The organism is Knoellia sinensis KCTC 19936 (assembly GCF_000768705.1).
GTDB lineage: Bacteria > Actinomycetota > Actinomycetes > Actinomycetales > Dermatophilaceae > Knoellia > Knoellia sinensis.
This window is the reverse complement of the sequence record NZ_AVPJ01000002.1, coordinates 295,939-309,149: the sequence shown is the minus strand read 5'-3', so window position 1 is coordinate 309,149 and position 13,211 is coordinate 295,939. Positions and strand designations below refer to the sequence as shown.

The following is a 13,211-nucleotide window of genomic DNA, read 5'->3' as shown; positions in this document are numbered from 1 at the left end:
GCGGACGGCATACGCGATGGGCTGGGTTGTGCCGAACCGTCCAATTGGGTGAGCTAGGTACGCGGCAGGTCGGAGTCGGCGGGTTCGCCACCGGGGTGGAAGGCCGCCTCCGGGTCGTAGTACTGGTGGAACTTGCGGTCGTAGCTCACGCCCGCCGCGAGGATCTTGGCCCACCGAACGGGGTGCTTCTCGGCCTTGTAGTGCAACGGGTTGCGCAGCCCACCGGCCTTGATGACCCGCTGCGTCCGCTCCCACAGGTCGGGGTGGCGTGCGATCGCCCACTTGATCGTCCGCACCGGCACGACCGAGTAGACCGACTCGGTGTCGGCCTCGACGAGCTCGAACTCGTCAGGCAGGTTGTCGTGGACGTACTCGTCGACGTACCACCGCACTGGGTTGAACCCCGTCCCCGTGACGTAGTAGTTCGAGCGCCCGAGCCGCGGGTTGAGCTCGAAGAACTTCGTCTTGCCGTCGCGTGGGTCGTACTTGAGGTCGAAGTTCGCGTAGCCGACCCACTTGAGCTCGGCGAGAAGCCGCACGGCTTCGTCGACGATCTCGCGATTCTGGCCGGTGAGGATCGCGGCGGGCACACCGAGCAGTCCGGGCGAGTGCTCCTCGATGAGCGTGCGTCCATAGCTCGCAAACCGCACGCGAGAGTCCTTGTCGCAGTAGCACGTCAGGATGCGCATGCCCGTGTCGTCGCCGGGGATCTTGTCCTGCACGATGAGCGTCTCGCGGTAGCCGGAGGCCTGCACGCGGCCGACGAGATCACGCAGCTCCTCCTGCGTCGCGACCTCGTGGACCTTGGCCTGGCCCTCGAACTTCACGCGGTTCCACGCGGCCGGTGCGGTCGGCTTGACGATGAGTGGGTAGCCGTCGGTGGGGAGTTCGGCTTCAAGAACGTTGTATGCCGTGTCTCCCAGGTCGATGAACGTCGTCGCCGGAGTCGTCACTCCCGCTGCCTGCGCCGCCTCTTCGAAGGTGTGCTTGCGGGTGGCGCGCGCGAGCGGCTCGGCCCCGACATAGGGGACCTTCCACGAGTCGTCGAGGTCGTCGCGCATCAGGGCGATGACGTCGACGAGCGAGTCGGAGGTGGCGAGCAGGATCTTGGGCTGCGCGAGGTTGGCGAACGGCGAGCCCTTGAGCGTGGCCGCGAGCACCGCCGGGTCGTGCGCGTCGGAGCAGTGGACGACCTCGAGGATCGCGGAGTTCTCGACGACCCACGACGTCGCGCCGGTGACGACGAGGGACTTCACGCCGTAGGCCTCGTGGAAGGCGCGGACGAGCGAGTAGCCGCCGACGTGGGCGCCGACGATGACGGGGACGAAGGGCTGGTCCGCGATGGACGCAAAGGACTTGTCAGACAACGGTTTTCAGCCCTTCAGCGGCGCTTGTAGATCTTGACGACCAGGTCGATGAGCCGACCTGAAACGGGACGGAGGCGCTTGGTGAACTCACCGGCATACTCACGTCGTTCTGGGTTCCACTGACGCTTGAACTCCTCGAGCCCCTCGGACGCGTCGATGCCTCCGAAGTCGAAGGTCTTGACGCCCTTGGCCGCGGCGTCCTGCATGATCCGCCAGACCATGAGGTAGTTCGGGCGCAGGTTGCGGTAGTCGTTGGAGGACGCGGCATAGAGGTAGGAGCCGCGGGTGCCGCAGGTGGCGAAGACCGAGCCGGCGAGGTACTGGCCGTCGGGGTGCTTTGCGTGCGCCGCCTCGAACTCCTCGATCGACTTGTCCTTGGCCGCGATCTGCTCCTCGAGCGTGGCGACCTGACGGTCGGCCTTCTCGGAGGGGTACTTCTCGCGCTTGCCCTGCGCCTTCTGGAGCTGGGCGCGGGTGTCCTCGAGCGCCGCTCGGGCCTTGTCGGCCGCAGCACCATGGTCGAGTTTGACGAGGGAGATGACGATGTCGTCGGTCGGCGAGAGGACGTCGACGAGGGTCGTGAAGTAGTCCTTGCTGCGGATGCCGAAGCCGTCGCGCTCGCCGGTCGTCTTCATGAGCTCGTAGAAGGCGTCGACGCCGTCGCGCCCCGCAGACTCGTAGATCAGGCCCGACTTCTCGCCCTTGCGAATCGACTGCCGCGTGCCCTGTGACAGGTCCTTGTGGAGCTGGTCGAGGTCGCTGATGTCGGTGACCATGCGCAGCGCCGGCTGGGCGAGCGTCTTGGCGGCATCGTCACCCGGGTCGGTGCGGGTGAAGCCGCGAGACTCGAGGGCGGGGCGGATGTCGGGGTTGTCGATGCGAACGGCCGGGTCGATGCGCAGCAGGACGCCTCGGTTTCCCTTGGCGACGCGGCTCACCTCGGCGAGGAGGGCGTCGACGCTCTCGCCATCCGCCCAGTCGACGACGAAGCCGCGCGGGCAGTAGGCGAGCGCCATCGGCAGCACGGGCGTGCGACGGAACAGGATGAGGGCGACACCCGTGACCTCGGGGCGCTCCCCCGCCGTCCTGCTCGGGCGGCCCACGGCGACGGTGCGCCAGGTCCAGCCGGTGTGCTCCTTCTCCTTGCCCCACGGTGTCGTCTGCATGAGGTGACCTTTGGGGTGGTCACGGACGAAGTCGTCGTGCTCGCGGTCGGTGAGGTCGAGGGCGGCCAGTGCCACGGAACTCCTAGGTCGGGCCAGTCAGGGATCGCTGGGGAGTCTATCGACCCGGGCGTGACGCGGAAATCGACGAAGGTCGCGGATATATCCGGGACGATCCGAGATTTCCGCGTCATGGCTGGACTACCTGCGCGGGTTACGCTCGATGGGTGCGCAACGAACCGGTCGGCATCCTCGGCGGGGTCGGCCCGATGGCCACCGTCTACTTCATGCAGCGCATCCTCGCCATGACCGACGCCGATCGCGACCAGGACCACGTCGACATGCTCGTGTGGAACCACGCAAGCATTCCGGACCGGACGGCATACATCGTCGGAGACAGTGACGAGTCCCCCGGACCGGTGATGGCGGAGGACGCGCGCCAACTCGAAGCCGCCGGCGCCACGTTCATCGCGGTCCCGTGCAACACGGCCCGCGCCTTCCTCGACGAGGTGCAGGCCGCAGTCGAGATCGACGTCCTCGACATCGTCGCCGAGACGGTGACCGCCGCCCAGACCGCTGTCCCCGACCTCACCACCATCGGCATCCTCGCGACCGACGGCACGCTGCGTTCCCGGATCTATCACGACACGGCGATCGAGCGCGGGCTCACTCCGGTCGAGCCCGACGACGTCGTCCAGAAGGACGTCATGTCGATGATCTATGACGGAGTCAAAGCCGGTATGCCGGTCGAGCGCGAGCGCTTCGACGCTGCGGTCGCGCACTTGCGCGCCAGGGGCGCCCAGGCCATCGTGCTCGGCTGCACCGAACTGTCGATCCTGCAGACCGACCTCAAGGTCGAGGACCCCGACGTCGTGGATTCACTCGATGCCCTGGCAGCCCAAACGGTGATTCGTGCGGGCGGACGGCTGCGCTGATCATGGTTTGTCTCCTCCCGTTCACCTGCCGCTGACACGATGGACTCATGAGCACGTCGACGAAGTCCGACACCGCCCTCGACCCGGAGGCCGCTGAGGTCGCCGACGGGCTGGTCGAGAACGGCACGCTCCCGGGTGCAGCGCAGGACGCGGCCGCCGAGGCCGCGCGGGCCACCACGGACACGAGCTTCGTCACGGACACCTCGATCGCGAGCGCCTCCGCCACCGAGGCCCGGGGTGCCCAGCCGCGCGCCGCCAACGGTCGGTTCGTCCGCACCGGGGAGGACGACGGCCTTCCGACCGACCGCTTCCTCGACCGCGAGATCTCCTGGCTCCAGTTCAACGAGCGCGTGCTCCAACTCGCGGCCGACGAGAATGTGCCCCTGCTCGAGCGGGCGCGCTTCCTCGCGATCTTCACGTCGAACCTCGACGAGTTCTTCATGGTTCGTGTCGCCGGCCTCAAGCGCCGCATCGCCACCGGGCTCGCGGTCCGCTCGGCGTCCGGCCTCGAGCCGCGCGAGGTGCTCGAGCAGATCTCCCGGGTGAGCCACGAGCTCCTCGACATGCAGGCCCGCGTCTACGACGACCTCGTCCAGCCGGCCCTCGAGGCCCAGGGCATCGAGGTCGTGCGCTGGGACGAGCTGTCCGAGGAGGAGCAGGCCCAGCTCGGCGACATGTTCACCGAGCGCGTCTTCCCGGTCCTCACCCCGCTGGCCGTCGACCCGGCGCACCCCTTCCCCTACATCTCCGGGCTGTCGCTCAACCTCGCCGTCCTCCTCATCAACCCCAAGACGGGCAAGGAGCACTTCGCCAGGGTCAAGGTGCCGCCGTTGCTGCCGCGCCTGCTGCGCGTGGGCGGCGCCGGCACCTCCACGGCGGACGAGGCCGCCGGCGACACCTACGACGTGCGCTTCGTCCCGCTCGAGGACGTCATGGCCGCCCACCTCGACCAACTCTTCCCCGGCATGGAGGTGCACGAGCACTACACCTTCCGGGTCACGCGCAACGAGGACCTCGAGGTTGAGGAGGACGACGCCGAGAACCTCCTCACGGCCCTCGAGAAGGAGCTCACCCGCCGCCGCTTCGGCCCTCCGGTCCGACTCGAGGTCGACCGCGAGATGGACGACCACGTCATGGACCTGCTCGTCCGTGAACTCGGCGTGACCGCGGCCGAGGTCTATCGCCTGCCGGCGCCGCTCGACCTGCGCGGACTCAACATCATCGCCGACCTCGAGCGCTCCGACCTGCACTACCCGGCGTTCGTCGCCCGCACCAACAGCGACCTCGCCCCGACCGAGAGCGCCAAGGCGCGCGACATCCTGGCGAGCATCCGCAAGCAGGACGTCCTGCTGCAGCACCCCTACGACTCGTTCTCGACGTCGGTCCAGGCCTTCATCGAGCAGGCTGCCGCTGACCCCAACGTGCTCGCCATCAAGCAGACGCTCTATCGCACGAGCGGCGACTCCCCCATCGTCGATGCCCTCATCGACGCCGCCGACAGCGGCAAGCAGGTCCTCGCGGTCGTCGAGATCAAGGCCCGATTCGACGAGCAGAACAACATCGAGTGGGCGCGCAAGCTCGAGCGGTCCGGCGTCCACGTCGTCTACGGCATCGTCGGCCTCAAGACCCACTCCAAGCTCAGCCTCGTCGTGCGCCAGGAGGAGGACGGGCTGCGCCGCTACTGCCACATCGGCACCGGCAACTACAACCCCAAGACGGCACGCCTCTATGAGGACTTCGGCCTCCTCACCGCCGACCCCCAGGTCGGCGACGACCTCACCAAGCTCTTCAACCAGTTGTCAGGTGTGGCGCCGCGCAGCAAGTTCAAGCGACTCCTCGTCGCGCCGCGCTCCGTGCGCTCCGGTCTCATCGAGCGCATCGAGGCGCAGGTCGATGCCGAGGACGCCAAGAAGGGCACCGGCTACATCGGCATCAAGGTCAACTCCATCGTCGACGAGCAGATCATCGACGCGCTCTACCGCGCCTCCCAGGCAGGCGTCCGGGTCGACGTGTGGGTGCGCGGCATCTGCGCGCTGCGCCCCGGAGTCGAGGGCCTGTCCGAGAACATCACCGTCCACTCGGTCCTCGGCCGCTTCCTCGAGCACTCGCGCGTCTTCCTCTTCGGCACCGGAGACGATGTCGAGGCCTGGATCGGCAGCGCCGACATGATGCACCGCAACCTCGACCGTCGCGTCGAATGCCTCGTACGCCTCAGCGACCCGCGCCACCTCGCCGACCTCGCGTCACTGATGAAGAAGGGCATGAGCGGCCACTACTCGCACTGGGCCCTCTCCGGCGACGGTCGGTGGAGCCGGCGCCACCTCGACAAGCACGGCGAACCCCTTCCGGACATCCAGGAGGACCTCATCGAGATGCACGCCAAGCGACGACGCAAGGCTCGGCGGCGCTGAGCGCGCAGGCCCGCGCCCAAGCCATCCCCGCGGCTGGAACGCTGCCGTGGCGGGTGCGCAAGGGCGTGCTCCAGGTGGCCCTGGTGCACCGGCCTCGCTACGACGACTGGTCGTGGCCCAAGGGCAAGCTCGACCCGGGCGAGGACTGGTCGGCCGCAGCGGCCCGCGAGACCGAGGAGGAGACCGGCCTCCAGGTGCGCCTCGGGCGCCCACTGCCGGGGGCCCACTACCTCATGCTCACCAAGAGCGGCGAGCAGGGCGAGAAGGTCGTCCGCTACTGGGCCTCGACCGTCACCGGTGGTCACGGCCGCCTCGAGAACGAGATCGACGCCGTCGACTGGCTCGATGTCGCCGAAGCCGACGTCCGCCTCGACTACTCGCACGACCGCGACCAGCTGAGGGCCCTTGTCCGCGCCCACACCGAGGGCACTCTCGACACCTGGCCGCTCGTCATCGTCCGGCACGCGAAGGCCCTCGCCCGCTCCGACTGGAGCGACGACGACCAGTTGCGGCCTTTGGACGAGCGCGGGCGAGAACGGGCGGATGCCCTCATTCCGGTGCTCACGGCATACGGAATCACCGACATCGTCACGTCACCTTCGCTGCGTTGTCTCGACACGATTTCCCCGTATGCCGTGTGGTCCGGGATCGCTCCCCGTACCAGGAAGGGCCTCTCGGAGGAGGGGCACGAGGCGGCGCCGGAGAAGGCTGCCGAGCACGTGGCGCGGGCGCTGGAGCGGGGCGAGCCGATGGCGCTGTGCACGCATGGGCCGGTGCTGCCGGCGGTGATGGACGTGTTGAGTCCCCTGCTGGAGTTGGGCGGGCCGGACTCCGTGGAACTGCTGGAACGGTTCGTCGAGGCCCGCGACGAGAACCTCGCCAAGGGTGAGGCCCTCGTCTGCCACGTAGCGGGGACTGGCCTGGGCAAGGAACGCCACGGCAAGAACGGCGGCGCGCGCATCGTCGCCGTCGAGCGCCACCTCCCGTAGAGACCGACTTATTGCCCGTTCGGCCGGTTCGTCGCTGCGCTCCTCACTGGCCGAACGGGCAATAGGTCGGTGATGAGCGGAGAGTGACCTGACTCTCACTTGAACTGCGCGTCAGGCAATGGCCGAACACCGTTCACGCGTCGTTCACCCACGACGGGCCGACCGGTCACCGGGCGTCCTTACCTTCGCAGTGTCGGGCCACCGAGAACCCCCTGCCGTGGCCGGCTCCCGTTCATTCTTGTGAGAGGCAACAACAGTGAAGATTCAGCGTCTTGGCACGATGGCGTCACTCGCCCTCGTCGGTTCGATTGCCCTGACCGCATGCGGTTCCGACAACAACACGGGCACCAACGCCGAAGCCGGCGGCAACACGGCCAGCGCCACGGCCAACGAAGACTGCTTCGACGGCACCCTCAACGTCGAGGGCTCGTCCGCCCAGAAGAACGCCATCGAGGAAGTTGCCGCCAAGTTCGGCGAGACCTGCTCGGGCGCCACGATCAACTACAACCCGTCCGGTTCGGGCGCGGGGATCAAGCAGTTCATTGCCGGCCAGGTCGACTTCGCCGGTTCCGACTCGGCGCTCAAGACGGTCGAGAAGGACGGCAAGGTCGAGGCCACCGAGGCAGCCACGTACTGCGGCTCCCCCGCGTGGAACATCCCGCTCGTCACCGGCCCGATCGCCGTGGCCTACAACGTCGAGGGTGTCGACAAGCTCAACCTCACGCCGGCAGTCGCCGGTGACATCTTCTCCGGCAAGATCACCACCTGGAACGACCCGAAGATCGCCGCGATCAACTCGGGCACCACCCTGCCGGCCACCGCCATCAAGGTCTTCTTCCGCTCCGACGAGTCGGGCACGACCGAGAACTTCACCAAGTACCTCAAGGCTGCCGCCCCGGCCAACTGGGCCGGCGAGCCCTCGAAGTCGTGGGACGGCAAGGGTGAGGGCAAGGCCAAGTCGGCCGGTGTCGCCGAGGGTGTCAAGAGCACCGACGGTGGCATCACCTACGTCGAGTGGAGCTACGCCAAGGACAACAACCTCGGCGTCGCCGCGATCGACAACGGCGCCGGCCCCGTCGAGCTGAACAGCGAGACGGTCGGCACGGCCGTGGCCACCGCCGAGCAGACGGGCACGGGCAACGACCTCGCCCTCAAGCTCGACTACGCCACGAAGGAGCCGGGTGCGTACCCGATCAACCTCGTGACCTACGAGATCGTCTGCTCGAAGGGCGAGGACGCCGAGACGCAGAAGAACATCAAGGCCTTCCTCAAGTTCTTCGCTTCCGAGGAGGCCCAGAAGTCCATCGAGGAGATCGGCTACGCGCCGCTTCCCCCCGAGGTTCAGACCAAGGTCGAGACCGCGATCGAGGCGATCTCCTGATCGCGCTTTCGACCATCGTTGACCTTCTGGTCAACTGAGGGGGTGGGGCCGCAGCGGCCCCGCCCCCTCGACCCCGTTTCCCACCCCTGCCCGAGAGGACCTCACCCTCGTGTCATCGATCACCGGTCACAGCGCGATCGACGAGCTGCCCACCGGCGACGGCCGCCCACCCCTGGAGGCCGACCAGGCCGGCACCGGGCGACTCGGTGACCGCATCTTCGGCGGCCTGGCCACCGGGTCCGGCATCCTCGTCATCGCCCTCGTCACCCTCGTCGGGGTTTTCCTCGTCTGGCAGGCCGTTCCGTCGCTGCTCAACAACGACGCCAACTTCCTCACCTCGCGGGAGTGGGTGACCGCCGGCGAGAACCCGCGGTTCGGCATCGTCGACCTGCTCTGGGCGACGATCATCACCTCGATCATCGCGATGCTCATCGCCGTGCCGCTCGGCGTGGCCGTGGCCCTCTTCATCACCCAGTACGCCCCCGGCTGGCTGAGCAAGCCCGCAGCCACCCTTGTCGACCTGCTCGCCGCGGTGCCGTCGATCGTCTATGGCCTCTGGGGCCTCCAGGTCGCCGGTGAGTACTTCGAGCCGGTCGCCAGGTTCACCGACACCGTCCTCGGGTGGCTCCCGTTCTTCACCTACACCGGGACGCCGAGCGCCAAGAGCACGCTCGCCTTCGCCGGCATCATCCTCGCGATCATGATCCTGCCGATCGTCACGGCGATCTCGCGCGAGGTCTTCGCCCAGGTGCCCACGACCCACAAGGAGGGCGCCCTGGCCCTCGGCGCGACGAAGTGGGAGATGATCCGCACCGCGGTCCTCCCGTTCGGCAAGCCCGGCATCATCTCCGCGGCGATGCTCGGCCTCGGCCGGGCGCTCGGGGAGACCCTCGCGGTGACGCTGCTCCTCTCCGCACTCAACGCCTCCGAGAGCTTCAACTGGTCGATCTTCGGCGGTGGCGAGACGTTCGCCTCGCGCATCGCCAACGACGCCGGCGAGTTCGACTCGGCGCAGAAGACCGGCGCCTACATCGCCGCCGGCCTCGTCCTCTTCATCCTCACCTTCATCGTCAACGCGGCGGCCCGGGTCGTCATCGAGCGTCGGAAGGCCTTCAGCGAATGAGCACCCTCAGCACTCTCGACGAGTCCGCGCTCCCCACCACCGCGCCCAGCGACGACTTCGGTGGCAAGTCCAGCGCGCGTGCGGTCAAGGACCAGGTGGCGCGTGTGGTCATGTGGGCCGCGTTCCTCGTGGCACTCATCCCGCTCGTCTGGATCCTCGGGTCAGCCGTGTTCAAGGGAGGTCAGATGCTCCTCGACCTCACGTGGTGGACCCACTCCCAGAACGGGATCACGTCGCGGCGGGAGGGCGGCGGCGCCGTCCACGCCATCCAGGGCACCCTGATCCAGGCCGGGGTCACCGCCCTCATCTCCGTGCCCATCGGTGTCCTGACCGCGATCTACCTCGTCGAATACGGGCGGGGGCGCCTCGCCAAGACCGTGTCCTTCATGGTCGACATCCTCACGGGCATCCCGTCGATCGTGGCGGCCCTGTTCGTCTACGCCGTGTGGGTGACGACCTTCGGCTTCCAGCGCCTCCCGATCGCGGTCTGCCTCGCGCTGACGATGCTCATGATCCCCACGGTGGTCCGCTCGACCGAGGAGATGCTCAAGCTCGTTCCCAACGAACTGCGGGAGGCGTCGTACGCCCTCGGCGTGCCCAAATGGAAGACGATCATGAAGATCGTCATCCCCACCTCGTTCTCGGGCATTGTCACCGGCGTCCTGCTCGGTCTCGCTCGTGTCATGGGCGAGACGGCGCCGCTCATCATCCTCGGCCCCTACACGGCGGTCATCGCGACGAATCTCTTCGACGGTCTCATGCCGACGCTGCCGACGATGATCTTCCAGAGCTACGGCGAGAGCGTCCAGCCCTCAGTCGACCGCGTCTGGGGAGCCTCCCTCACCCTCATCCTCCTCGTCTTCCTGCTGAACATCGCCGGCCGCTTCATCAGCCGGTTCAGCAAGGTGCGGAACTGACCTCGCCGCACACACGGCATACGAAGAATTTTTCGAAAGAGAGAACCACTCCCATGGCCAAGCGCATTGACGTCAAGGACCTGGACATCTACTACGGCGACTTCAAGGCCGTCGAAGGCGTGTCCCTCACCGTCGAGCCCCGCTCCGTCACGGCCTTCATCGGCCCGTCGGGCTGCGGCAAGTCGACCGTGCTCCGCACCCTCAACCGCATGCACGAGGTGATCCCGGGCGGTCGCGTCGACGGCACGGTCGCTCTCGACGACCAGGACCTCTACGCCCCGTCGATGGACCCGGTGGCCGTGCGCCGCACCGTCGGCATGGTGTTCCAGAGGCCCAACCCGTTCCCGACGATGTCGATCCGCGACAACGTCGCTGCCGGCCTCAAGCTCAACGGGGTCAAGAACAAGAAGCAGCTCGACGAGGTCGTCGAGAAGTCGCTCAAGGGCGCCAACCTCTGGAACGAGGTCAAGGACCGCCTCGACAAGCCCGGCGCCGGGCTGTCCGGTGGCCAGCAGCAGCGCCTCTGCATCGCGCGTGCCATCGCGGTCGACCCGCAGGTGCTGCTCATGGACGAGCCGTGCTCCGCGCTCGACCCGATCTCGACGCTCGCCATCGAGGACCTCATCAACGAGCTCAAGAGCAAGTACACCGTCGTCATCGTCACGCACAACATGCAGCAGGCGGCGCGCGTCTCGGACCAGACGGCGTTCTTCAACCTCAAGGCGACGGGCCAGCCTGGCCGCCTGGTCGAGGTCGACGACACGCAGAAGATCTTCAGCAACCCGACCGAGAAGGCCACCGAGGACTACATCTCGGGCCGCTTCGGCTGAGTCGGGGCTGGGCGCCGGCCTCGGGCTGTGGCGCACACAGGGCATGCCGTGCGGGCAGGGGGCCGCACGGCGTGCCCTGCAGATTCCTGTGGGCTGTGTCCTGCGGGCCGACGATCAGCCCGGCCAGAACTGCGGCCACACCGGCGTGTCGCGGGTCCGGACTCATGTGCTGATAGTCGGCCGGCCGCCCTATTGCGCTGGGCCCACCACCTTCCGACCGGAGGGGGCCCCGCAACCAGACGGCAGAAAATCGGGGGTCAGACGCCGATGATGAGCTTGAGCAGCAGGAACATGCCCACCGCCACGATGCCAGCGCCGGGGAAGGTGAGCACCCACGCTCCGACGATGTTCTTGGCGACGCCCCAGCGGACCGCCTTGACGGACTTCGTCGAGCCGACGCCCATGATCGCCGACGTGATGGCGTGCGTCGTCGAGATGGGCGCGCCGGTCGCCGTGGCGGCGTAGAGGACCGCTGCGGCGGTCGTCTCCGCGGCGAATCCCTGCGGGGGGTCGAGGTGGATGATGCGGCGGCCGAGCGTGCGCATGATCCGCCACCCACCGGCATACGTTCCGGCCGAGATGACCACGGCGCTCATGACGAGGACCCAGAGCGGGATGCTGTCGTCACCGTTCGAGTGGAAGCCACCCACGGTCAATGCCAGCACGACCACGCCTGCGGTCTTGGCAGCGTCCTGCATGCCGTGGCCAAAGGCCATCGCGGCCGCGGACACGGTCTGCGCGTAGCGGAAGCCGCGGTTGACCTTGCCCGGGTGCCCCTTGCGGAAGATCCAGAGGATCGCGGTCATCACGAGGAAGCCGACGACGAGCCCGACGACGGGTGACGCGATCATCGGCAGGATGACCTTCTGGAGCACCGCGTCCCAGTGGACCGTGCTCGACGCCGCGATGGCCGCGCCGCCGAGTCCACCGATGAGGGCGTGCGACGACGAGGACGGCAGGCCGTACCACCACGTCAGCATGTTCCAGGCGATGGCGCCGACGAGGCCGGCCGCACAGATCATCAGGCCGACCTTGCCCGCAGGGGCATCGATGATGCCGCTGCCGACGGTCTTGGCGACCTTGGTGCCGAAGAAGGCCCCGACGAGGTTGGCGACTGCGGCCATGCCGAGTGCGATGCGCGGCGTCAGAGCACGCGTCGACACCGACGTCGCGATGGCGTTGGCCGCGTCATGAAAGCCGTTGGTGTAGTTGAAGCCCATCGCCAGCGCGACGACAAGGGCCACCGGGATCCAGCTGTCCACAGTGGTCAGGACTCCTTGACGGCGATGCTCTCGACCTTGTGGGCCACGGTCTCGAAGGCGTCAGCCGCGGCCTCGAGCTCGTCGATGAGCTCCTTGTGCTTCATGACGGTGAGCGGGTCGGCGCCCTCCTCATTGAAGAGCTCGGCCAGCATGCGGCGGTACGCCTTGTCCGCGGAGTTCTCGAGACGGTTGATCTCGATCCAGAAGGAGCTGAGGTCCTTCATCGAGCGCAGGCGCGGCATGGCGTCGACAGTGACCTCGGCCATGCGGGACAGGATCTCGACCTGCTTCGTGACGCCCTTGGGGAGCTTGTCGATGCGATAGAGCGCGACGAGGTCCCCGGCAGCCTCCATGTGGTCGATGCAGTCGTCCAGGGCGCTCGCCAGACCGTGGATGTCCTCGCGGTCGAACGGCGTGATGAACGACGAGTTCACCTTGCGAATGAGCTCATGGGTGGCCTCGTCTGCCGAGGTCTCCACGTCACTCAGGCGCTTGGCGATCGCCTCGCGCTCGTCCTGGGTGTCGGCCCCGAGGATGGCAGTGAGTTCCGCAGCGCCTTCGATGAGGTGTGCGGCTGAGCTGGAGAAGAGTTCATAGAACCCGTTGTCCTTGGGGGTCAGGCTGAAGCCCACGAGAGTCGCTCCGAACGGCTCGAAGTGCAGATGTCGCTGATAAGGCTAAGGCCTGTCAGCCATCTGGACGTCATCGACGGTTCATCGACCGTTCGTCGGCGCGCCGTGGACCTCCGGCCGCCGGTCAGGGTGGCACGGTCCTCGAGGCGTGAAAGCGGTGCCGGACCGGGAGCGCCTCACGGCGCGAGGCCGCTCGTAGCG

The 13,211-nt window shown here is 67.6% G+C and carries 11 protein-coding genes; 7 read left to right on the top strand and 4 right to left on the bottom strand.

What is annotated here, in order from left to right; genetic code table 11:
* Positions 1–53: 53 nt before the first annotated feature.
* Positions 54–1,367, bottom strand: a complete 1,314-nt coding sequence (locus N802_RS04310) for a carboxylate--amine ligase (RefSeq protein WP_245613822.1) — start codon at positions 1,365–1,367, stop codon at positions 54–56.
* A gap of 14 nt (positions 1,368–1,381) precedes the next feature.
* Positions 1,382–2,608, bottom strand: a complete 1,227-nt coding sequence (locus N802_RS04305; protein WP_035912613.1) for a lipid II:glycine glycyltransferase FemX — start codon at positions 2,606–2,608, stop codon at positions 1,382–1,384.
* Positions 2,609–2,757: 149 nt separating this feature from the next.
* Here N802_RS04305 and cuyB point away from each other — a divergent pair, with 149 nt between their 5' ends.
* From cuyB to pstB, 7 genes are all read left to right on the top strand, one after another.
* Complete coding sequence (cuyB, locus tag N802_RS04300; RefSeq protein WP_035912612.1) at positions 2,758–3,465, top strand: cysteate racemase; 708 nt, start codon at positions 2,758–2,760, stop codon at positions 3,463–3,465.
* 47 nt (positions 3,466–3,512) lie between these two features.
* Positions 3,513–5,876 (top strand): RNA degradosome polyphosphate kinase, encoded by a 2,364-nt coding sequence (locus N802_RS04295; RefSeq protein ID WP_035912610.1) that lies wholly within the window; start codon positions 3,513–3,515, stop codon positions 5,874–5,876.
* A gap of 83 nt (positions 5,877–5,959) precedes the next feature.
* Positions 5,960–6,865: an NUDIX domain-containing protein gene (locus tag N802_RS04290; protein ID WP_342666741.1), complete on the top strand. Its 906-nt coding sequence runs from the start codon at positions 5,960–5,962 to the stop codon at positions 6,863–6,865.
* Positions 6,866–7,121: 256 nt separating this feature from the next.
* Entirely contained in the window at positions 7,122–8,246 is a 1,125-nt protein-coding gene (pstS, locus tag N802_RS04285; RefSeq protein ID WP_035912608.1) for a phosphate ABC transporter substrate-binding protein PstS, read from the top strand.
* A gap of 109 nt (positions 8,247–8,355) precedes the next feature.
* Positions 8,356–9,369, top strand: a complete 1,014-nt coding sequence (gene pstC, locus N802_RS04280) for a phosphate ABC transporter permease subunit PstC (protein WP_035912607.1) — start codon at positions 8,356–8,358, stop codon at positions 9,367–9,369.
* Positions 9,366–10,286, top strand: coding sequence for a phosphate ABC transporter permease PstA (gene pstA, locus N802_RS04275; RefSeq protein WP_035912604.1), 921 nt, complete (start codon positions 9,366–9,368; stop codon positions 10,284–10,286). The genes pstC and pstA overlap by 4 nt, the downstream gene beginning before the upstream one ends.
* 53 nt (positions 10,287–10,339) lie before the next feature.
* Positions 10,340–11,116 (top strand): phosphate ABC transporter ATP-binding protein PstB, encoded by a 777-nt coding sequence (gene pstB, locus N802_RS04270; protein WP_035912602.1) that lies wholly within the window; start codon positions 10,340–10,342, stop codon positions 11,114–11,116.
* A 257-nt stretch (positions 11,117–11,373) separates the two neighbouring features.
* Here pstB and N802_RS04265 read toward each other — a convergent pair whose 3' ends face one another.
* A complete protein-coding gene (locus N802_RS04265) occupies positions 11,374–12,378 on the bottom strand; it encodes an inorganic phosphate transporter (RefSeq protein ID WP_035912600.1) in 1,005 nt (334 codons plus the stop codon).
* Between the two features lie 5 nt (positions 12,379–12,383).
* A complete protein-coding gene (locus N802_RS04260) occupies positions 12,384–13,010 on the bottom strand; it encodes a DUF47 domain-containing protein (protein ID WP_035912597.1) in 627 nt (208 codons plus the stop codon).
* Positions 13,011–13,211 lie beyond the last annotated feature (201 nt).

Excerpts from the sequence above, each read along its gene's own strand:
- N802_RS04295 (WP_035912610.1), top strand. The coding sequence starts at position 3,513 with ATGAGCACGTCGACGAAGTCCGACACCGCCCTCGACCCGGAGGCCGCT.
- pstA (WP_035912604.1), top strand. The coding sequence starts at position 9,366 with ATGAGCACCCTCAGCACTCTCGACGAGTCCGCGCTCCCCACCACCGCG.
- pstB (WP_035912602.1), top strand. The coding sequence starts at position 10,340 with ATGGCCAAGCGCATTGACGTCAAGGACCTGGACATCTACTACGGCGAC.